At 68.5% G+C, this 18,850-nt stretch carries 22 protein-coding genes and 1 pseudogene; 9 read left to right on the top strand and 14 right to left on the bottom strand.

Translation table 11 applies throughout. From position 1 onward, the window contains the following. Positions 1-28 precede the first annotated feature (28 nt). The 5 genes from ACPTTC_RS04880 to ACPTTC_RS04900 all read left to right on the top strand — a co-directional run bounded on the left by ACPTTC_RS04880 (position 29) and on the right by ACPTTC_RS04900 (position 3,022). Positions 29-628 carry an NUDIX domain-containing protein gene (locus tag ACPTTC_RS04880; RefSeq protein WP_423391732.1) on the top strand — a complete coding sequence of 200 codons (600 nt, stop codon included), beginning with the start codon at positions 29-31 and terminating at the stop codon, positions 626-628. Further along, the gene (locus tag ACPTTC_RS04885; RefSeq protein ID WP_423391733.1) at positions 625-1,005 is read left to right on the top strand and encodes a DUF4406 domain-containing protein; all 381 of its coding nucleotides are present in this window, start codon (positions 625-627) and stop codon (positions 1,003-1,005) included. Before ACPTTC_RS04880 ends, ACPTTC_RS04885 begins: the two co-directional genes overlap by 4 nt. Positions 1,006-1,189: 184 nt before the next feature. Beyond that, positions 1,190-2,062, top strand: coding sequence for an SIR2 family NAD-dependent protein deacylase (locus tag ACPTTC_RS04890; protein ID WP_423391734.1), 873 nt, complete (start codon positions 1,190-1,192; stop codon positions 2,060-2,062). Positions 2,063-2,261: 199 nt separating this feature from the next. Continuing rightward, positions 2,262-2,648, top strand: coding sequence for a fluoride efflux transporter CrcB (gene crcB / locus ACPTTC_RS04895; protein WP_175966961.1), 387 nt, complete (start codon positions 2,262-2,264; stop codon positions 2,646-2,648). Between the two features lie 23 nt (positions 2,649-2,671). Beyond that, the gene (locus ACPTTC_RS04900) at positions 2,672-3,022 is read left to right on the top strand and encodes a DUF190 domain-containing protein (protein ID WP_423391735.1); all 351 of its coding nucleotides are present in this window, start codon (positions 2,672-2,674) and stop codon (positions 3,020-3,022) included. 10 nt (positions 3,023-3,032) lie between these two features. Here the strand turns inward: ACPTTC_RS04900 and ACPTTC_RS04905 are convergent, their stop codons facing one another. The 3 genes from ACPTTC_RS04905 to ACPTTC_RS04915 form a co-directional block, all read right to left on the bottom strand. Beyond that, positions 3,033-3,596, bottom strand: coding sequence for a YggT family protein (locus tag ACPTTC_RS04905; RefSeq protein ID WP_175966965.1), 564 nt, complete (start codon positions 3,594-3,596; stop codon positions 3,033-3,035). A 75-nt stretch (positions 3,597-3,671) separates the two neighbouring features. After that, complete coding sequence (locus ACPTTC_RS04910) at positions 3,672-4,601, bottom strand: Rossmann-like and DUF2520 domain-containing protein (RefSeq protein ID WP_423391736.1); 930 nt, start codon at positions 4,599-4,601, stop codon at positions 3,672-3,674. A gap of 152 nt (positions 4,602-4,753) precedes the next feature. Further along, complete coding sequence (locus tag ACPTTC_RS04915) at positions 4,754-5,131, bottom strand: hypothetical protein (RefSeq protein ID WP_423391737.1); 378 nt, start codon at positions 5,129-5,131, stop codon at positions 4,754-4,756. Here ACPTTC_RS04915 and ACPTTC_RS04920 point away from each other — a divergent pair. Continuing rightward, positions 5,118-5,414, top strand: a complete 297-nt coding sequence (locus ACPTTC_RS04920) for a hypothetical protein (protein WP_006488565.1) — start codon at positions 5,118-5,120, stop codon at positions 5,412-5,414. The two genes, ACPTTC_RS04915 and ACPTTC_RS04920, sit on opposite strands and share 14 nt — an antisense overlap. 124 nt (positions 5,415-5,538) lie before the next feature. On the opposite strand, the gene ACPTTC_RS04925 is transcribed toward ACPTTC_RS04920, so the two are convergent. Continuing rightward, a complete protein-coding gene (locus ACPTTC_RS04925) occupies positions 5,539-6,207 on the bottom strand; it encodes a LysE family translocator (protein ID WP_423391738.1) in 669 nt (222 codons plus the stop codon). 68 nt (positions 6,208-6,275) lie between these two features. Continuing rightward, positions 6,276-7,832: a UbiD family decarboxylase gene (locus ACPTTC_RS04930; RefSeq protein WP_423391739.1), complete on the bottom strand. Its 1,557-nt coding sequence runs from the start codon at positions 7,830-7,832 to the stop codon at positions 6,276-6,278. A 596-nt stretch (positions 7,833-8,428) separates the two neighbouring features. Here ACPTTC_RS04930 and ACPTTC_RS04935 point away from each other — a divergent pair. After that, positions 8,429-9,538: a transglycosylase SLT domain-containing protein gene (locus tag ACPTTC_RS04935; protein WP_423391740.1), complete on the top strand. Its 1,110-nt coding sequence runs from the start codon at positions 8,429-8,431 to the stop codon at positions 9,536-9,538. A 114-nt stretch (positions 9,539-9,652) separates the two neighbouring features. Here the strand turns inward: ACPTTC_RS04935 and ACPTTC_RS04940 are convergent, their stop codons facing one another. The 5 genes from ACPTTC_RS04940 to ACPTTC_RS04960 all read right to left on the bottom strand — a co-directional run bounded on the left by ACPTTC_RS04940 (position 9,653) and on the right by ACPTTC_RS04960 (position 13,782). After that, entirely contained in the window at positions 9,653-10,849 is a 1,197-nt protein-coding gene (locus ACPTTC_RS04940; protein WP_423391741.1) for a pyridoxal phosphate-dependent aminotransferase, read from the bottom strand. Positions 10,850-10,921: 72 nt separating this feature from the next. Then, positions 10,922-11,359: a transcription antitermination factor NusB gene (gene nusB, locus ACPTTC_RS04945; RefSeq protein ID WP_021157083.1), complete on the bottom strand. Its 438-nt coding sequence runs from the start codon at positions 11,357-11,359 to the stop codon at positions 10,922-10,924. After that, positions 11,356-11,874 (bottom strand): 6,7-dimethyl-8-ribityllumazine synthase, encoded by a 519-nt coding sequence (gene ribH / locus ACPTTC_RS04950; protein WP_011351235.1) that lies wholly within the window; start codon positions 11,872-11,874, stop codon positions 11,356-11,358. Before ribH ends, nusB begins: the two co-directional genes overlap by 4 nt. Positions 11,875-11,927: 53 nt before the next feature. After that, a complete protein-coding gene (ribBA, locus tag ACPTTC_RS04955) occupies positions 11,928-13,070 on the bottom strand; it encodes a bifunctional 3,4-dihydroxy-2-butanone-4-phosphate synthase/GTP cyclohydrolase II (RefSeq protein ID WP_423391742.1) in 1,143 nt (380 codons plus the stop codon). A 193-nt stretch (positions 13,071-13,263) separates the two neighbouring features. After that, entirely contained in the window at positions 13,264-13,782 is a 519-nt protein-coding gene (locus ACPTTC_RS04960) for a DUF1993 domain-containing protein (protein WP_423391743.1), read from the bottom strand. A gap of 269 nt (positions 13,783-14,051) precedes the next feature. Here ACPTTC_RS04960 and ACPTTC_RS04965 point away from each other — a divergent pair, with 269 nt between their 5' ends. Next, the gene (locus ACPTTC_RS04965) at positions 14,052-14,654 is read left to right on the top strand and encodes an O-methyltransferase (protein ID WP_423391744.1); all 603 of its coding nucleotides are present in this window, start codon (positions 14,052-14,054) and stop codon (positions 14,652-14,654) included. Continuing rightward, positions 14,651-15,334 carry a GntR family transcriptional regulator gene (locus ACPTTC_RS04970; protein WP_423391745.1) on the top strand — a complete coding sequence of 228 codons (684 nt, stop codon included), beginning with the start codon at positions 14,651-14,653 and terminating at the stop codon, positions 15,332-15,334. Before ACPTTC_RS04965 ends, ACPTTC_RS04970 begins: the two co-directional genes overlap by 4 nt. Positions 15,335-15,418: 84 nt before the next feature. On the opposite strand, the pseudogene ACPTTC_RS04975 reads toward ACPTTC_RS04970, so the two are convergent. From ACPTTC_RS04975 to ACPTTC_RS04990, 4 genes and pseudogenes are all read right to left on the bottom strand, one after another. Next, positions 15,419-15,505: pseudogene (locus ACPTTC_RS04975) on the bottom strand (riboflavin synthase); the annotation flags it as partial. A 52-nt stretch (positions 15,506-15,557) separates the two neighbouring features. Then, positions 15,558-16,679 (bottom strand): bifunctional diaminohydroxyphosphoribosylaminopyrimidine deaminase/5-amino-6-(5-phosphoribosylamino)uracil reductase RibD, encoded by a 1,122-nt coding sequence (gene ribD, locus ACPTTC_RS04980; protein ID WP_423391746.1) that lies wholly within the window; start codon positions 16,677-16,679, stop codon positions 15,558-15,560. Positions 16,680-16,694: 15 nt separating this feature from the next. After that, a complete protein-coding gene (hemL, locus tag ACPTTC_RS04985) occupies positions 16,695-17,978 on the bottom strand; it encodes a glutamate-1-semialdehyde 2,1-aminomutase (RefSeq protein ID WP_014897811.1) in 1,284 nt (427 codons plus the stop codon). A gap of 176 nt (positions 17,979-18,154) precedes the next feature. Next, positions 18,155-18,619, bottom strand: a complete 465-nt coding sequence (locus ACPTTC_RS04990) for a hypothetical protein (protein WP_423391747.1) — start codon at positions 18,617-18,619, stop codon at positions 18,155-18,157. Between the last annotated feature and the right edge of the window lie 231 nt (positions 18,620-18,850).

The following is an 18,850-nucleotide window of genomic DNA, read 5'->3' on the forward strand; positions in this document are numbered from 1 at the left end:
GCCGTCTTTTGTCGAACGGGAGGCTGGGATGGCTGCAACGCGGGACCGTGTCCGCATCGTCGATACGACGGTACTGTCCGATGACTGGTATGTGCTGAAGAAGGTGACGTTCGATTTCCTGCGCCGCGACGGAACGTGGCAGCGCCTGAGCCGCGAGACCTACGATCGCGGCAATGGCGCGACGATCCTGCTGCGCAAGGCCGGGACGGGAGATGTGCTGCTGACGCGGCAGTTCCGGATGCCGGCGTTCGTCAGCGGGCACGACGGCATGCTGATCGAGGCCGCTGCCGGCCTGCTCGACGACGCGACGCCCGAAGCGCACATCCGCGCCGAGGCCGAGGAGGAAACCGGCTTTCGCGTGCGCGGCGTGCGCAAGGTGTTCGAGGCGTTCATGAGCCCGGGCTCGGTGACGGAGAAGCTGCATTTCTTCGTCGGCGAATACGATGCGTCGCTGCGCACCGGCGACGGCGGCGGCGTCGCGGAAGAGGGCGAGGATCTCGAAGTCGTCGAGATGCCGCTGCAGGCGGCGCTGGACGCGGTCGAGCGCGGCGAGATCGTCGATGCGAAGACGATCATGCTGCTCCAGTACGTCGCGCTGCGGGAAACCGCCGGCGTGCGCCCGGCATGACGCCGCTGCTCGTGCTGGTCGCCGGCCCCTATCGCAGCGGCACGGACGGCGACCCCGCGCGCATCGCCGCGAACCTGCGCCGGCTGGAGGAGGCGGCGCTCGCCGTGTATCGCCGCGGGCACGTGCCGATGATCGGCGAGTGGGTGTCGCTGCCGCTCGCCGTCGCGGCCGGGTCGCGACAGGTCGGCGACGCGATCAGCGAGGCGTTCCTGTACCCGGCCGCGCACCGGCTGCTGTGCCGCTGCGACGCGGTGCTGCGTATCGACGGCGCGTCGCGCGGGGCGGACGCGGATGTCGCCCTCGCGCGGCAGCTTGGCAAGGCTGTCTATTTCGCGGTCGACGACATTCCGGTCGCACCGGACGATTCGGATAGCTGAGCAGGCGGGGGGGCGCCCGGTCGCGGCACCTCAGGCTGCATCCTGCATCGCCCGGCCGCCTGTATCGCCCACGGCCGGGCGAGCATCGCGTCGTGCCGTTGCATCGTGCACGCCGCGCTGCACGCGATCCGGCGTATGATCGCGACGCCACCCGCGCACCGCTCGACACTACCGCCGCCGCATCATGCCGTTTTCCGATTCCGCTGACTCCACTGCTGCTGCCGCTGCCGCGCAACTGCCCGACGATCTCGTCGCCTCCGCCGTTGCCGCGCTCGCGCGCGCCGACGCGTTGCTCGTGACGGCCGGCGCCGGTATCGGCGTCGATTCCGGGCTACCCGATTTTCGCGGCACGGACGGGTTCTGGCGCGCGTATCCGGCGCTGCGCCACGAGCGTTTCGAATTCCACGAGATCGCATCGCCGCACGCGTTCCGTGCGCGCGCGCCGCTCGCGTGGGGCTTCTACGGGCACCGTCTCGCGCTCTACCGCGCGACGGTGCCGCATGAGGGCTTCGCGATCCTGCGCCGCTGGATCGACGCGATGCCGAACGGCGGCTTCGTCCTGACGAGCAACGTCGACGGCCAGTTCCAGAAAGCCGGCTTCGATCCGGCGCGGATCGTCGAGATCCACGGCTCGATCCACGCGATGCAGTGCCTGCGCCCCTGTTCGGACGACACGTGGGGCGCGGCGCCGTTCGTGCCGGACGTCGACGAAGCCACCTGCCGCCTCGTCGGCGACATGCCGCGCTGTCCGCACTGCGGCGGTCTCGCGCGGCCGAACATCCTGATGTTCGGCGACACCGGCTGGCTCGGTGCGCGCTACGACGCGCAGGAGCGCGCGCTGGAAGACTGGATCGCGCAAGCCGGGCGGGTCGCGGTGGTCGAGATCGGCGCGGGCACCGCGATTCCGACCGTCCGCCTGTTGAGCGAACGGCTCGGCGCCGACGTGATCCGCATCAACGCGCGCGAAGCGCATGCGCGCCGTGCGGACGTGATCGGCTTGAAGGGCGGCGCGCGGGCGACGCTGAGCGCACTCGACGCAGCCTGGCAACGCGCGTGAGCCTGCGGACGGGCGAGGCGACCTGAGCGAGCGGGCATCCCGCCAGCGGTCGCCGTTGCGGGGTCGCGGCGAATCCGCATACAGTTCAGCGTATGCCGCCCGCGCCCGCGCCCGCGCAGTAAGCGTCCGGGATCGGACATCGCCCGGGCAACCGGGGGCCGGCGGCTGACTCCAGCCGCCTCATCGACCGGGAGCGCCCTTGTTCTATTCGATCGTCGCGATCTTCGTCGGCGCCGGGCTCGGCGCGTTGCTGCGCTGGTTCCTGAGCCTCGCGCTCAACGCATTCTTTCCCGCCGTGCCGCTCGGCACGCTTGCCGCGAACCTGATCGGCGGCTACGTGATCGGCATCGCCGCCGTCGTGTTCACGACCCGCGTCGGGCTGCCGCCCGAGTGGCGGCTGTTCGTGATCACGGGCTTTCTCGGCGGCCTCACGACGTTCTCGACCTATTCGGTCGAAGTGATGACGCATGCGGTGCAGGGCGAATTCGGATGGGCGTTTGCGGTGGCTGCCCTACACTTGACTGGATCGTTCGCGCTGACGGCGCTCGGCATGTGGACCGCGCGCGTATGGCTCGCGGCGGCCTGAGCGTGCCGCCATCGGAGGGTGCGATGGACAAGATCTTCCTGCGCTTCTATGTGCACGAGAAGGATCGGCTGCACTGGAATCCGCTGTGGGAATGGCTGCTGGAGGAGGCGAACCGGATGGGCGTCGCGGGCGGTTCCGCGTTTCGCGCGATGGCCGGGTTCGGCCAGCATCGCGTGCTGCACGAGGATCGCTTCTTCGAACTGCAGGGATCGCTCGCGATCGAGATCGAATTCATCGTCACCGAGGACGAGGCGCAGCGCTTGCTCGACCGCCTGTCGCACGAGAAAGTGCGCGTGTGCTACGCGATGATGCCGGCGCGCTTCGGCGTGATCGACACGCTCGGCGCACCGCCGGCGCAAGAGCCGGCGGCGTAGGGGGGCGGCGTCAGATGCCGAATATCGTCAGCGACACGGCGGCGCGCGTGACGATCATCAGCAGCACCTGCACGATCACGAACAGCAGGATCGGCGACAGGTCGATGCCGCCGAGGTTCGGGATGATGCGGCGCAGCGGGTTCAGGAACGGCGCGGTGAGCTGGAAGAGGATCGGCATCGCCGGCGAGCGCGGGTTGAGCCACGACAGCAGCGCCATCAGGATCGTCATCCAGATCACGAGATTGAGCGCCCATTTCACGACGGTGAGCAGCGCGACCACGACGAGCGTCGCGATCACCGACGCCGGGTCGAAGCCGGCCATCACGACCATCAGCACGACATAGACGAGCGCGGTGAGCAGCGCGGCGACGACGCTGGCCCAGTCGATGCCGCGTACGCCCGCGATCACGCGGCGCAGCGGCAGCACGAGCCAGTTGGTCGCCTGCAGCACGGCTTGCGTGACGGGGTTGTACGGTGGCACGCGGACGGCCTGCATCCAGACGCGCAGGATCAGCGCGGCGCCGAACAGCGTGAAGACGGTATTGAGCAGAAAACGGGCGATCTCGCCGAACATCGTTGGCATCCTTTTTATACAGTCAGTAGCGTGCGGCCGCCAACGCCGGATGGCGGCGCATCGGCCGACACCTTATCACGCCTCGTCTCGCGACGGGGAGGGGGGCGCGGCGGTGCGCGCGAGCGACGTTTCGACGGCTTCGGCGAGCGCCGCCAGCGACGCCGGCGGCGTGGCCCGCTGCGCCGCGAGCGTGACCGCGCGGCGCGTCAGCAGCGCGTACAGCGTCGCGTGATCGCCGCCGCGCGCTTCAAGCAGTGCCAACTGGCGTTCGACGATACCCGTATCGCCGCGCGACACCGGGCCGGAGAGCGCGTTCGCGAGCCCCTTGTCGCGTGCGGTCTCGATCGTGCCGGCCAGCATCGGCAGCAGCGCGCGCAGCGCGGCGTCCTCGTCGAAACCGAGGCCGCGCCACAGCTCGACCGCTTCCGCCAGCCCGCACAGCGCGAAGCTCGCCGCGTAGTGCGCGGCCGCGTGATAGAGCATCCGGCCGCCGGCCGGAATCGACAGCGGATGGCAGCCGAGTGCGGCAGCAAGTCGCATCAGCGTCGCGTGCAACGCGCCGTCGGCTTCGATCGTGACCGAGCAGCCGTCGATGCGGGCGAGGTCGGCGTCGGCGCCGCCGAACAGATAGAGCGGATGGAAGCCGCCGGTAGCCGCGCCTTGCTGCTTCGCCGGATCGAGCAGTGCGACCGCCGATGCGCCGCTGCAGTGAACGACGGCCTGCCGCACCGCGCGCGAAGCATCGAAGTGCAGCGCCGCGGCCGTCGACGCGAGATGGTCGTCGGGCACCGTCAGGAAGATCAGGTCCGCGGCGTCGGCGACCTGCTGCGGCGTGTCGACCGCCTGGCAGCCGTCGATGCGCGCGGCGAGCGCCGCGGCGGACGCGGGCGTGCGGCTCGCGATCGCGACGACCGGAAAGCCGGCCTGCGCGAAGCGCTGCGCGACGCAGCGCGCGAGACGGCCGGCGCCGATGAAGCCGAGGCGGGGTGTGTCGGGGAGGGACATGGCAGCGGGCGTAAGCGAAAACGAAGCAACCGCCAGTATCGCAGGAATGACGGCGGGGCCGCGCAACGGCTGGTTCCGTGCCAGCAAGTGCCTGGCTGACCGGTACGCGGCGCGATATCGAGCGTGTATCGGCGCCGGGCGTCGCGGTCGATTCACGATCCTGGAATCCGACCCCGGAATATGTCGCACCCGTTTCCGGCTTGAAATGTCGGCATCTTGTCTCGAATTTGTAATCGTTCATTACGGTTGCGCGCCTGCCGCGTGCGCCGTATCCGGTAAGACTGACCGGCCATGATGTTGCGACCCGACTCGTCGGACGGAATCGCGCGGCCCGCAAGGATCGCCGCTTGCGCTGCAAGCCACGCCGCGCGGCGGCGCCGGCCGCGCGCAATTGCAATTTGCAACAAATGCACGACACGTGAGGGGCGGGTTTTCGCTACATTGCTTCCATGCGACGTGCATGCCCGCCGTTGCCGACAGGGGCGCATAAAATACCGCTCCAGCAGGAGAATCGAAGTGAAAAAGCTCATTCCGTTCATCGCCGCCGCCGCGCTGGGCCTGGGTGCCGCAAGCGCTGCGCAAGCTCACGTGTCGATCGGGGTCGGCATCGGTATCCCGGTCGCGCCCGCGTACCCCGTCTATGCACCGCCGCCGCCCGTGTACTACGCGCCGCCGCCTCCGCCGGTCTATTACGCACCGGCGCCGGCCTACTACGCGCCGCCGCCCGCCGTGGTCGTCGGTGGCTACTATGGCCGTCCGTACTGGCGTCATGGTTACGGCGGCTGGGGCCATCACGGCTACTGGCGTCGCTGATTCGTGCCGCGCGGCCAGGCCGCGCGTGGCAAAACGGCGCAACGTCCCGAGTGGGGCGCTGCGCCGTTTTTCTTTTGGGGCCGCCGCCTGACATCGTCGCGCGGCCCATGCAGGTCGGTCTCGATTACACCGCGTGCACGATCAGGTCGCGGTAGCCGCCGACGATCACGCTGTACGAGAAATACGCGAACAGCAGCGCCGATGCGATGTGACACGCGCGCATCAGCCCGGCGCCCGCGCGCTTGCGGCCCTGGCTCGCGAGCGTACACATGAAGAGCGTCCATGCGAGGCCGCCGAGAAAAAAGCCCGACAGGAACACCGACGCGGTGGCAGGCGTGGTCGCGCCGGCTTTCGCGATCAGCGCGCCGCCGACCGCCGCGAACCACAGGATCGCGCTCGGCGACGACATCGCGAGCAACATTCCGCGCAGGAAACTGCGCCGTGCGCTGGCGCGCGGCTGCGGCGTGTCGTCGGCATCGTCGCCGGTCGCCTTGGCCGGCGTGAGCGCTTTGCGTGCCATCTTCCACGTGAGGAACAGCAGTACCGCACCGCCGCCGATCCACACGATCCAGCGCACCGGTTCGAACTGCAGCAGCACGGCCATCCCCGCGAGTGCGAGCGCCGCGTAGACGAGATCGCCGACGCACGAGCCGAGGCCGAGCCAGAAGCCCGGCCGGAAGCCGTGCGACAGCGTCAGCGACAGCATCGCGACGTTCACGAGGCCGATGTCGAGACACAGCGACAGCGACAGAAAGAAACCGTCGGACAGCATGGAGGCGGGCGGAAAGGTCATCTGCGTTGTTCTTGTGGCGATTTGTGGCAGTGGCACGCCATGGGCCGGCAGGCGCCGGCCGCATGGCCTCAGAGACCGATCTCCTGCCAGAGCCGGTCGACGCGCGCCTTCACGGCCGCATCCATCTCGATCGGGCGGCCCCATTCGCGGCTGGTCTCGCCGGGCCACTTGTTGGTCGCGTCGAGCCCCATCTTCGAACCGAGGCCGGCAACTGGCGACGCGAAGTCGAGATAGTCGATCGGCGTGCTGTCGACCATCACGGTGTCGCGCACGGGGTCGACGCGCGTCGTGATCGCCCAGATCACTTCCTTCCAGTCGCGGATGTTCACGTCCTCGTCGACGACCACGATGAACTTCGTATACATGAACTGCCGCAGGAAGCTCCACACGCCGAACATCACGCGCTTCGCGTGGCCCGCGTAGCTCTTCTTCATCTGGACGATGGCCATCCGGTAGCTGCAGCCTTCGGGCGGCAGGTAGAAGTCGGTGATCTCGGTGAACTGCTTCTGCAGCAGCGGCACGAACACCTCGTTGAGCGCGACGCCGAGCACCGCGGGTTCGTCGGGCGGCTTGCCCGTGTAGGTCGAGTGGTAGATCGCGTCGCGCCGCATCGTGATGCGCTCGACGGTGAACACCGGGAACCACTCCTGCTCGTTGTAATAGCCGGTGTGGTCGCCGTACGGGCCTTCGAGCGCATGCTCGTACGCGGCCGCAGCATTGCCGGCCGGGCGCGGCGGTGCGCCGGCCGGAGCGGGGGCGGGCGCGCCTTCCTGCGGATAAATGAAGCCTTCGAGCACGATCTCCGCGCGCGCCGGCACCTGCAGCGTGTCGACGCCGGGCGTCAGGCACTTCGCGAGCTCCGTGCGGCTGCCCCGCAGCAGGCCGGCGAACTGGTACTCGGACAGCGAATCGGGCACCGGCGTCACCGCGCCGAGCGTCGTGGCCGGATCGGCGCCGAGCACGACCGCGACCGGATAAGGCTTGCCGGGGTTTTGCAGCGCGAATTCGCGGAAGTCGAGTGCGCCGCCGCGATGCGCGAGCCAGCGCATGATCAGCTTGTTGCGGCCGATCAGCTGCTGGCGGTAGATCCCGAGGTTCTGCCGCGACTTGTTCGGCCCGCGCGTGACCGTCAGGCCCCACGTGACGAGCGGCCCCGCGTCGCCGGGCCAGCAGGTCTGGATCGGCAGCCTGTTAAGGTCGACGTCGGCGCCTTCCCAGACGATCTCCTGGCACGGCGGCGACGACACCGACTTTGGCGCCATGTCCCACACGGCCTTCGCGAGCGACAGCAGCTTGCCGGCGTCCTTCAGGCTCTTCGGCGGATCGGGTTCCTTCAATGCGGACAGCAGGCGCCCGAGATCGCGCAGCGAATCGAGCGCGGCGTCGTCGCCCGCATCGACGCCCATCCCGAGCGCGACGCGGCGCGGCGTGCCGAACAGGTTGCCGAGCACCGGGAAGTCGTAGCCGGTCGGCGCGTTGAACAGCAGCGCAGGGCCGCCGGCGCGCAGCACGCGGTCGCACAGCTCGGTCATTTCGAGCACGGGCGACACGGGCTGCGTGACGCGCCGCAGTTCGCCGAGCGCCTCGAGGCGCTGGATGAAATCGCGTAAGTCTTTGTATTTCATGAAGAAGGTCCGGGCCACCCGCAAGGCGGGCAGCGATGGGCGGGCGCAGCGGCCGGCTGCGACCCCGAATCGACCGACGATTTTACCCGCGCGGCCGCCTGCCCGCCCGACGGAGAAAAAAGTCGACCGCGCGCAAACCCCCTACGGCACGGGGATTGCGATCTTGAGAGTGCTGGTAAATTACTTTTTGTTATGATTTCAATGTTTTATAGTGTTGACGATCTATAAAACCCTGCTAGAATCCGCTCACATTGGCTGCAGGGTAAAAGGCTTCGAGCCGCCAATCACCGATCTTTGACGCAGCGCGTCACCGTCCGCCGAATCCTGCACGGCGTATCCGACGGCTTTAGTCGTAGTCTCAGCCAGCGCCACCAGACGCTGGTTTTTTGCGTGGGTGCCACCGCGTATGCCCGCCTCGCCCAGTGTGCGAAGGTGCCGGCCCTCTTACACCGTGGCCTCGAACGGTACTTATACCGTTTCCCCGATGCCTGCACGCCCCAACCAAAGCGTGCAGCGTCGTGATTCCGCGGCGCGTTACCTGTCTCGCCTTCGAGCTGAGCGAGCCGCACGAGTCATGTTCATGGGAGATGATCTGAATGAACGCTTGGTTATCGTGGCGTCCTAGTGAGCAGCATGCGCAATTCGTGCGCAGCATGCTGCGTCGCGGGACGCGTGTCAGTCACCATCTATTCAGCGTTGTCGGCTGTCTCGCTGTCGCAGTTGCGCTCGCACTGTGGCTGCTGCCAACCGTCCGCGGCACGCTCGCCGCGAAGCTGATGCCGGTCGTATCCGCGGCCGTGCAAGCCGGTCCGGCCCGCCTGCTGACCGGCCATCCGCTGCCGAACTTCGCGCCCGCCGGCGCGCAGCCGCAGCAGGAAGACAGCCCCGAAACGGACGCGCTTGCGGTCGGCCTCGACGTCGCACCGGAGGCCACCGCGCAGCAGGGCGATGCGTCCGATCCGGCCCGCAACGGCCCGTCGCCCGTCGCGCTCGCCAAACTGATTCCGACCCAGCGCGTGGCGGCCGATGCGCGTGACGACCGTGCGCTCGCATCGAATCGCGAGCAGGCGCTCGTCGCGACCTACCTGTCGCGCCGCTACCGCGTCGCACAGGAGCCGCTCGGCCAACTCGTCAAGGCTGCGTTCCAGACCGGCCGTGACGTCGGCCTCGATCCGCTGCTGCTGCTGTCCGTGATGGCGATCGAGTCGGGCTTCAACCCGTACGCCGAAAGCGGCGTCGGCGCGAAGGGCCTGATGCAGGTCATGTCGAAGGTCCATTCCGACAAGTTCGAGTATTTCGGCGGCACCGATACCGCACTGCAGCCGCTCGCGAACCTCCAGGTCGGCGCTCTCGTCCTGAAGGACTGCATCGCACGTGGCGGCTCGCTTGCGAACGGCCTGCGCTTGTACAACGGCTCGACGAACCCCGACGACACCGCTTACGGCGCGAAGGTGATGGCCGAGCGCGGCCGCCTGCGCGACGTGGCGCACGGCCGCAGCGTGCCGGTCAACGCGCCGCAGGCGCCGGCGAAGCCGATCGTCACGGCTGCTGCGATGACGGCAGCCGCGGGCGGCGCAAAGCGCGTGCATGCGACGCTCGAAACGTCGCCGAAATCGACGGCATCGAAGGACGCCACGTCGCAGGACGATGCGAGCGTCGATACCGCGAAGCAGTCGCACGGCGACCATTCGGAGCTTGGCGCGTAACGTGCGGCGGTAACGTACCGCACGGCTGCAGCCGGCAGGCAATGAAAAAGGCACCCGATCCGGGTGCCTTTTCGTTTTTGCCGTGCGCGGAATGGCCGCCGCACCGGCCGCGTGTCAGTGCTGCCCGAACAGTGTCGCGAGTCGGCCGACCGCCTCCTCGAGCCGGGAGTAGGCCGTCGCATAGGACAGGCGGATATAGTCACGCGGTGCATGGACGCCGAAGTCCATGCCGGGCACCAGCACGACCCCCGCGTCGTGCAGCATCGCCGACGTAAGCGCGGCGCTGTCGCCGGCCGCCGGGTGGGCGACGCCGCCGCAGCGCGCATACACGTAGAACGCGCCGTCCGGCATCACGGGCACCGTGAAGCCGAGCCGTTCGAGCGCCGGTGCGATGAAGTCGCGGCGGCGCTTGAATTCGAGCCGGCGCGCTTCGTAGATGTCGAGCGCGGCCGGCTCGAAGCACGCGAGCGCCGCGTGCTGCGCGAGCGCGGACGGGCAGATGAACAGGTTCTGCGCCAGCTTTTCGAACGTGCCGACCAGTGCGGGCGGCACGACCAGCCAGCCGAGCCGCCAGCCCGTCATGCTGAAATACTTGGAGAAGCTGTTCACGGTGACGACGTCGTCGCCGAACGACAGCGCCGACACGGGCGCCGCGTCGTAGCTGAGCCCCTGGTAGATCTCGTCGACGATCGTGAAGCCGCCGCGTGCGCGCACGGCCTCGACGATCCGCTTCAGCTCGTCGGGTTCGAGCGACGTGCCGGTCGGGTTCGACGGCGACGCGAGCAGCACGCCGCGGGTGCGATCGCCCCAGCGCGTGCGGACGTCGTCCTCGGTGAGCTGGAAGCGCGCGTCGGGGCCGCTCGGCACGAGCACCGCGCGGCCTTCGGCCGCCGCGACGAAGTGCCGGTTGCACGGATACGACGGGTCGGGCATCAGCACCTCGTCGTCACGCCCGACGAGCGCGAGGCACGCGAGCAGCAGCGCCGCCGATGCGCCGGCTGTCACGACGATCCGTTCCGGACTGATCGTGAGGCCGTAGGCGCGCGCGTAGTGCGCGGCGATCGCCTCGCGCAGCGGTGCAATGCCGAGCGCGCTCGTATATTGCGTGACGCCGCGGCGCAGCGCGGCCGCGGCCGCTTCGACGACCGGCTCCGGCGCAGTGAAATCCGGCTCGCCGATGCCCATGTGGATAACGTCGCGCCCGGACGACTCGAGACGCTGTGCCTCCTTCATCAGTTCCATCACGTAGAAGGGCTGGATCGCATCGACGCGTGCGGCGAGTCTGACGAGCGAATCGGTGGCGGTATTCATCGGGCGGGCAGGGCGAGGGGGCGAGGCAAAAGAAAAAACGGGCGCATGCGCGCCCGTTCCGGATCGACGGTATCAGCCGTTGCGGCGCGCCTGCGTTTCGGCGGGACGCAGCTTCGCGGCGAGCTTGTCGAGCACGCCGTTCACGTACTTGTAGCCGTCGGAGCCGCCGAACGTCTTCGCGAGTTCGACAGCTTCGTTGATGATCACGCGGTACGGCGTTTCGACGTGGTGCGTGAGCTCGAACGTCGCGATCAGCAGCACGGCGCGTTCGACCGGCGACAACTGGTCGATCGGACGGTCGAGCGACGGCGTCAGTGCTTCGACGAGCGTGGCGTGCTCGCGGATCACGCCGTGCAGGATCGCGTCGAGCAGCTCCTTGTCAGCCTTGTCGTAACCGAGCGCGCCGCGCAGTTGCGCGTCGATCTCGCCGGAGGACGCGTTCGACAGTAGCCACTGGTACAGCCCCTGCGTCGCCAGCTCGCGCGATTGTCGGCGGGCGCTCTTCTTCATGCGCGCTCCTCTTCGTCGTCTTCGTCTTCCTCTTCGTCCTCGTCGTCATCGCCGAGCTGGTCGAGGGCCATCGTCAGGTTGGCCATCTCGACGGCGACGCGTGCGGCGTCACGACCCTTTTCGGTCATGCGCGCGACGGCCTGCTCGTCGTTTTCGGTCGTCAGGACCGCGTTCGCGATCGGCAGGTTGAAGTCGAGGCCGATGCGGGTGATGCCCGCGCCGCTTTCGTTCGACACGAGTTCGAAGTGGTAGGTCTCGCCGCGGATCACCGCGCCGAGTGCGATCAGCGCGTCGAACTGGCCGCTTTCCGCGAGCTTCTGCAGCGCAAGCGGGATTTCCAGCGCGCCGGGCACCGACACGAGCAGCACGTCTTCACCGGTGACGCCGAGGCGTTCCAGTTCCTCGACGCACGCGTCGGCGAGGCCGTTGCACACCGGCTCGTTGAAGCGCGATTGCACGATGCCGATACGCAGGCCGTCGCCTTCGAGATTCGGTTGGTATTGTCCGATTTCCATGATCTTGTCCGTGGTGTGGATGAACGGTTATAGGGCGAAAGCGCCGTGGCGGGTTACGCGTGGGACGCCGGGCAGGACTTGGCTTCGGCGCCGGGCATCGGGATGAAGCCCGTGACTTCCAGGCCGTAGCCGGACATGCTGCCCAGCTTGCGCGGATTCGACAGCACCTGCATCTTGCCGACGCCGACATCGCGCAGGATCTGCGCGCCGATGCCGAACGTCTTGAAATCAACTGGCCGGCGCTTGAGCGCAGCGGCCTTTTCTTCCTCGTCGAACGCCTTGAAGACGTCGATCAGGTGTTCCTTCGTGTCGCCGCAGTTGAGCAGCACCATCACGCCGAGGTCGCGCTCCGCGATCTCGCGCATCGCGGCGTCGAGCGTCCACGAGTGCGTCGACACGCCCGTTTCGAGCAGGTCGAGCACCGACAGCGGCTCGTGCACGCGCACCGGCGTATCGACGTCGGGCGACGGCGCACCGCGCACCAGCGCGATGTGCGGCGAGCCGCTCGGCTGGTCGCGGTACAGCACCGCGCGGAACGTGCCGTGCGCGGTCTGCATCGTGCGCTCGGCGATCCGCTCGATGATCGATTCGGTGCGGCTGCGGTACTGGATCAGGTCGGCGATCGTGCCGATCTTCAGGTTGTGTTCCTGCGCGAACTCGATCAGGTCGGGCAGGCGCGCCATCGTGCCGTCGTCCTTGATGATCTCGCAGATCACCGCGGCCGGCGTGAGGCCCGCGAGCGCGGTGAAGTCGCAACCGGCCTCGGTGTGGCCGGCACGCACGAGCACGCCGCCCGGCTGCGCCATGATCGGGAACACGTGACCCGGCTGCACGATGTGCTCGGGGCGTACGTCGTGCGCGACGGCCGTGGCGATCGTGTGCGCACGGTCGGCAGCCGAGATGCCGGTCGTCACGCCTTCTGCCGCTTCGATGCTGACCGTGAAGGCGGTGCCGTACTGCGTGCCGTTGCGGTAGGTCATCAGCGGCAGGTGCAACTGCTTGCAGCGTTCCTGCGTCAACGTCAGGCAAACCAGGCCGCGGCCGTACTTGGCCATGAAGTTGATCGCTTCCGGCGTGACGAATTCGGCGGCGATCACGAGGTCGCCCTCGTTTTCGCGGTCTTCTTCGTCGACCAGGATCACCATCCGGCCGGCTTTCAGCTCGGCGATGATGTCGAGCGTGGAGGCGAGCGTCATAAGGGGGCGAGAAAGAGGAAAGTGCGTATTTTACGCCAGCCGGACGGCGTTTCGGCTGGCATGGGTCGCGCGCCGCCGGCAAGCGCTCCGGAAAGCGCTTCGGCTGGCTTGCGCGGCAGGCCTGGTGCCGCCACCGTGCGTTGCCTGCACGCGGGTGCCGGCGGCGGCGGGCCGGGCATTGCCCGGCCGCGCGTCAGGCGTGCTGGTCGCGCCCGCCCAGGTAGTCGAGCTTGCCGAGCTCGACGCCGCTGTGGCGCAGGATGTCGTACGCGGTCGTCACATGGAAGAAGAAATTGGGCAGCACGAAATTCAGCAGGTACGACTGGCCGCTGAACTCGATCGGGCCGACACGCATCTTCAGCACGATTTGGCGCGCCTCGCTGCCATCGATCTGCGCGGCGTCGAAGCTTTTCAGGTAGTCGATCGTCTTCTGGATGCGTGCGTGCAGTTCGTCGAAAGTCTGCTCGACGTCCGGGAAGCTCGGGATCTCGACATCGGCGAGGCGCGCGGCGCAGCCCTTGGCCGTGTCCGTCGCGATGTAGACCTGGCGGACGAGCGGCAGCATGTCCGGGTACAGGCGGGCGCCGACGAACACCGACGGATCGATCTGCTTTTCGGCCGCGTGCGCCTGAGCCTTGCCGAGGATGTGCTGCAGGTTGGTCAGGCCACGGATCAGCACGGGCAGGGAAGCCTGATACATCGAGATGGACATGGGGACAACTCCTTGAAGAAGAGGGTGGCCGGTTCGCGGCGCGCGTGCGTTGCGGCGTTGAATCCGCTGTCGACGCATCTTAGCGCGGCGGCGTGACCCGTGCGCGTCGTTGGCCATTCGGTCAGGTGTTGGCTGAGCGAATGGCCGGTGGATCTGACACAGTCGTCCCGATTGCACCGGAATACCGCCCCTCGCGGGCATCGCGCATCGGTCCGCAAAAAGTCGTATCATGAAACACGAAACACGAAATATGAAGCAACGGAGACCCCATGATCGAACTCGACCGCGCCGCATCGGCCGTCCTTGCCCGGCTGGCGTCCTTCGGCCAGGAAAACGATGCGCGGATGGACGACCGCAGCCGCAAGATGCTTAACCTCGAGCTGGCCACGGCCGAACTGCTGTACCTGCTCGTCACCGGCGCACGGCGCAGGCGCGTGCTCGAGATCGGCACGTCCAACGGCTACAGCGCGATCTGGCTCGCCCATGCGCTGCGCGAAACGGACGGGCAGCCGCTCGTCACCGTCGAGTACTCGGCCGACAAGGCCGAGCAGGCGAGGGCCAACCTGCGCGCGGCAGCGCTGCAGGATTGGGCGCAGGTGATCGAAGGCGATGCGACGCAAGTCTGCGCGGCCGTGGCGGGCCCGTTCGACTGCGTGTTCTTCGACGCCGACCGCGTGAGCGCGCCGCGGCAGCTCGCGCACCTGTTGCCGAAGCTGACGGCCGACGCGCTGCTCGTCGCGGACAACGCGCTGTCCCATCCGGACGAAATCGCCGGCTATCTCGCCGCGGTCGATGCATCTCGGCAGTTCGACACGACGATCGTGCCGGTCGGCAAGGGGCTCCACATCGCACGTCGCCGGCGGTTCGCGTGACGCGCGCCATACTCGAGCGCACGACGCTGGGGCGCGACGCGTACGGGGCGATCCGCGAGATGCTGGTCGACGACGGGCGCTTCGCGGCGGGCGAGAAGATCAGCATCGAGGCGCTGTCGCGTGATCTCGGCATCAGCCGGTCGCCCGTGTGGGCAGCGGTCTCGCGCCTGGAAGCGGAGGGGCTGCTGCAGGTCGTGCCGCGGCAGGGCGTGTTCGTCATCGCATTCGACCGCGCGCGGATCGTGGCCATCTTCGAGGCGCGGGAAGCGCTCGAAGGGATGGCCGCGCGCCTGGCGGCGCAGCGTATGACGCCTGACGATCATGCGGCGCTGAATGAAGCGTTGACTCGGCAGGCGAATGCGGTCGACACGCGCGACGGCCACGCATACCGGATCGCCAATCTCGATTTCCACCACGGGCTGCTCGCTGCTGCGCGCAACACGACGATCGAGACGTCGCTCAGGGCGCTGTATGCGCAGGTGCAGACGATGTGTTCGGGCGGCGCGAGTCCGATGGACGACTGGGCGCGACTGGGCGGGAATGTCGCCGAACACCGGCGGGTGTTCGACATGATCGCGAAGCGCGATGTGGAAGGTGCCGAGCGCGCGGCACGCGAGCATGTGCGGCAGTTGCTCGGGACGATTCTGGCGCGCGCGGGAGGGGACGAGGCAGACGCGTGATCGCTTGCGGGCGACGGCGCGAAGGATGGAGAAAAGCGGCGGCCGTCAGCATGCCGGCCGCCGCTTCGGAGACCGCCCGCGCGATCAGTCCTGGTGCACGCTCCGCGACGTCGACAGCATTCGCTCGACGTAGCGCGCAATTATGTCGACTTCGAGATTGACCTTGTCGACTCGATGCAGCCGACGGCCGCGACAATGCCGGTAAACGTCGTGACGATCCCGCTCAGTGAGTGCCGTCGGGCGGCATGAAGCGCGCGAGGATCCGCAGATCGTCGCCGACCCGCTCGAACCCGTGGAACGACAGCCGCGTACGCGCCTCGAGGTTCGCCGGCGCGGCGAGGTCGAACATGCCGGCCGCATCGGCGCCCAGCAGGCTCGGCGCGAGGTAGACGAGCAATTCGTCGACGCACTGCTCGCGCAGCAGCGAGCCGTTCAGCTTGTGGCCGGCCTCGACGTGCAGCTCGTTGACACCGCGCGCGCCGAGCGCCGCCAGCATCGCGGGCAGGTCGACCTTGCCTTGCGCATTCGCGATCGGCACGATTTCCGCGCCACGCGCCTTCAGCACGTTCGCGCGCATTTCGCCGGCGGCGTCGAGCCGGCCGCAGAAGATCAGCAGCGGCGCGCCTTCGAGCAGCCGTGCGTCGAGCGGCAGGTCGAGGCGGCTGTCCACCAGGATGCGCTGCGGCTGGCGCGGCGTGTCGATGCCGCGCACGGTCAGCAGCGGATTGTCTTCGCGTACGGTGCCGATGCCGGTCAGTATCGCGCAGGCGCGTGCACGCCACGCGTGCCCGTCGAGGCGCGCGGCCTCGCCGGTGATCCACTGGCTTTCGCCGGACGGCAGCGCGGTGCGGCCGTCGAGCGACGCGGCGGTCTTCATTCGCACCCACGGGCGGCCGCGCGTCATCCGCGACACGAAGCCGATGTTCAGTTCGCCCGCTTCATGCGCGAGCAGCCCGCAGCGCACGTCGATGCCCGCATCGCGCAGCATGCCGAGGCCGCGCCCCGACACCTGCGGGTTCGGGTCTTCCATCGCGGCGACGACCTTCGCGACGCGCGCGTCGATCAGCGCATTCGCGCACGGCGGCGTGCGGCCGAAATGGCTGCACGGTTCGAGCGTCACGTAGACGGTCGAGCCCGCGACGTCATAGCCGCGCGAGCGCGCGTCCTTCAGCGCCTGCACTTCCGCGTGATCCTGGCCGGCCGGCTGCGTGAAGCCTTCGCCGATCACGTCGCCGTCCTTGACGATCACGCAACCGACACGCGGGTTCGGTGCCGTCGTATACATGCCGCGCGCGGCGAGCGCGAGCGCACGCTGCATGTGGGCGAAATCGATATCGGAAAACATGCGCGCGGACCCGGGTCAGGCGGCGAGTGCCGCGAATGCGCGGCGCGCGGCCGCGAGCGTCGCGTCGATCACCGCGTCGTCGTGCGTGCTCGACACGAAGCCGGCCTCGTACGCGGACGGCGCGAAGTACACGCCTTCGTCGAGCATCAGGTGGAAGAAGCGGTTGAAGCGCTCGGTGTCGCTCTTCGTGACTTCCGCGAAGCTGGTCGGCACTCGCTCCGCGAAGTAGAGGCCGAACATCGCGCCGATCGAGTCGGCCGCGAACGGCACGCCGGCCGCGCGCGCTTCGGCCGCGAGGCCGTCGGCGAGGCGCTTGGTCTGCGCGGTGAGCGCGTCGTAGAAGCCGGGCGCCTGGATCAGTTGCAGCGTCTTCAGACCCGCGGCGACCGCGATCGGGTTGCCCGACAGCGTGCCGGCCTGGTAGACGCCGCCGAGCGGCGCGAGGTGGGCCATGATGTCGCGGCGGCCGCCGAACGCGGCAGCCGGCATCCCGCCGCCGATCACCTTGCCGAGGCAGGTGAGGTCGGCCGTGATCCCGTAGTAAGCCTGCGCGCCGCCGAGCGCGACGCGGAACCCGCACATCACTTCGTCGAAGATCAGCACGGCGCCGTGCTTCGTGCACAGCGCGCGCAGCGCGTTCAGGAATTCGGGCGTGCCGCGCACGAGGTTCATGTTGCCCGCGACCGGCTCGACGATCACGGCGGCGATCTCGTCGCCGAACGCGCCGAACGCTTCTTCGAGCGCGGCGACGTTGTTGTATTCGAGGACGGTCGTGTGCTTCGCGATGTCGGCGGGCACGCCGGCCGACGTCGGGTTGCCGAACGTCAGCAGGCCCGAGCCGGCCTTCACGAGCAGGCTGTCCGCGTGGCCGTGGTAGCAGCCCTCGAACTTGACGATGCGGCTGCGGCCCGTGAAGCCGCGCGCGAGACGCAGCGCGCTCATCGTGGCCTCGGTGCCGCTCGACACCATCCGCACCTGCTCGATCGACGGCACGAGCTTGCAGATTTCCTCGGCGATCTCGATCTCGGCCTCGGTCGGCGCACCGAACGAGAAGCCGTCGGCGAGCACGTTCTGCACGGCCGACAGAACTTCCGGATGGACGTGGCCGACGATCATCGGGCCCCACGAGCCGATGTAGTCGATGTACTGCTTGCCGTCGGCGTCCCAGAAATACGGGCCTTGCGCGCGCGCGACGAAACGCGGCGTGCCGCCGACCGAACGGAATGCGCGCACCGGCGAGTTGACGCCGCCGGGAATGGTCTTCTGGGCGCGTTCGAAGAGGATCTGATTATTGGACATGGGCGAAACCTGCGAGAGAAGGGCGCGGGGGCCTGTGCACGGGCCGCGGCGCCTGGGCGGAACGATCGTCTGATTGTACCGGAGACGCGTGCGGCGGGCCCGTTGGGCGGTCTGCGGCCTTTCGGCGCGTGAAGGATCGCGCAGTCCGGGACGGAACACGGCGTGATTTGGCCCCGTTATCGACCCGGCAACGGTGGCGGCTTGCGCTTGCCGGTCAGCTCGGCCCAGCGCTTCTCGAGCGGGCCTTCGACCATCGGCTTGATCACCGTGCCGGAGCTCTGCGCATCCCAGGTCTGCACCGAGTACGGATGGACGCGCAGCGCGTCGCGCGCGATCACCACGTCCTGGTGCGCATCGACCAGCCAGTCGTACACGAAGTCGATGCACAGCCGGTAGCCGCGCTTCGTCGACGGATCGGGCACCTCGTACGGCGCGCGCGTCACGTAGCCGGAGCCGAACACGCCCTTGGGCGTCTTCGCGACGCGATGCAGGAACACGCGGTCGCCCGGCAGGATGCCGCGCGCGAAGCCGCAGCCCCACACGTCATGTACGGCCTCGCCGGCTTTCACGCGCGCGGCGACGTCGGGCAGCTCGGGCCATGGCCATTTCTTGGGGCTCCAGATCAACAGGAAAGCGGTCATCAGGTCGGTCGTGCGTCGAATTGGTCAGACAAGAGAAGCGGGCAGCAGCAAGCTTAATCGAATCCGCGCGCGATCCCGCGATCCCCGCGACGGGCACCGCGCCGGTGTTTCCGGGCCCGTTACCGCACGCGGCCGCCAGCGCGCAAAAAAGTTGCGCGTACAATCATGGGCCTGGGCGCGCCGTTCGCGGTGCGGCTTGCCGTCTTCACCGCCACGCGCGCCCCGATGCGC

Source organism: Burkholderia mycopellens (genome assembly GCF_964265025.1).
GTDB lineage: Bacteria > Pseudomonadota > Gammaproteobacteria > Burkholderiales > Burkholderiaceae > Burkholderia.

Coding starts and splice junctions, on each gene's coding strand:
- ACPTTC_RS04965 (WP_423391744.1), top strand. CDS start 14,052: ATGATCGAACTCGACCGCGCCGCATCGGCCGTCCTTGCCCGGCTGGCG.
- ACPTTC_RS04900 (WP_423391735.1), top strand. CDS start 2,672: ATGGACAAGATCTTCCTGCGCTTCTATGTGCACGAGAAGGATCGGCTG.
- ACPTTC_RS04885 (WP_423391733.1), top strand. CDS start 625: ATGACGCCGCTGCTCGTGCTGGTCGCCGGCCCCTATCGCAGCGGCACG.
- nusB (WP_021157083.1), bottom strand. CDS start 11,359: ATGAAGAAGAGCGCCCGCCGACAATCGCGCGAGCTGGCGACGCAGGGG.
- ACPTTC_RS04960 (WP_423391743.1), bottom strand. CDS start 13,782: ATGTCCATCTCGATGTATCAGGCTTCCCTGCCCGTGCTGATCCGTGGC.
- ACPTTC_RS04925 (WP_423391738.1), bottom strand. CDS start 6,207: ATGACCTTTCCGCCCGCCTCCATGCTGTCCGACGGTTTCTTTCTGTCG.
- ACPTTC_RS04905 (WP_175966965.1), bottom strand. CDS start 3,596: ATGTTCGGCGAGATCGCCCGTTTTCTGCTCAATACCGTCTTCACGCTG.
- hemL (WP_014897811.1), bottom strand. CDS start 17,978: ATGTCCAATAATCAGATCCTCTTCGAACGCGCCCAGAAGACCATTCCC.
- ACPTTC_RS04930 (WP_423391739.1), bottom strand. CDS start 7,832: ATGAAATACAAAGACTTACGCGATTTCATCCAGCGCCTCGAGGCGCTC.
- ACPTTC_RS04880 (WP_423391732.1), top strand. CDS start 29: ATGGCTGCAACGCGGGACCGTGTCCGCATCGTCGATACGACGGTACTG.
- ACPTTC_RS04915 (WP_423391737.1), bottom strand. CDS start 5,131: ATGAGCTTTTTCACTTCGATTCTCCTGCTGGAGCGGTATTTTATGCGC.
- ribD (WP_423391746.1), bottom strand. CDS start 16,679: ATGTTTTCCGATATCGATTTCGCCCACATGCAGCGTGCGCTCGCGCTC.
- ACPTTC_RS04910 (WP_423391736.1), bottom strand. CDS start 4,601: ATGTCCCTCCCCGACACACCCCGCCTCGGCTTCATCGGCGCCGGCCGT.
- ribBA (WP_423391742.1), bottom strand. CDS start 13,070: ATGACGCTCGCCTCCACGCTCGACATCATCGCCGAGCTGAAAGCCGGC.
- ribH (WP_011351235.1), bottom strand. CDS start 11,874: ATGGAAATCGGACAATACCAACCGAATCTCGAAGGCGACGGCCTGCGT.
- ACPTTC_RS04940 (WP_423391741.1), bottom strand. CDS start 10,849: ATGAATACCGCCACCGATTCGCTCGTCAGACTCGCCGCACGCGTCGAT.
- ACPTTC_RS04890 (WP_423391734.1), top strand. CDS start 1,190: ATGCCGTTTTCCGATTCCGCTGACTCCACTGCTGCTGCCGCTGCCGCG.
- ACPTTC_RS04935 (WP_423391740.1), top strand. CDS start 8,429: ATGAACGCTTGGTTATCGTGGCGTCCTAGTGAGCAGCATGCGCAATTC.
- ACPTTC_RS04990 (WP_423391747.1), bottom strand. CDS start 18,619: ATGACCGCTTTCCTGTTGATCTGGAGCCCCAAGAAATGGCCATGGCCC.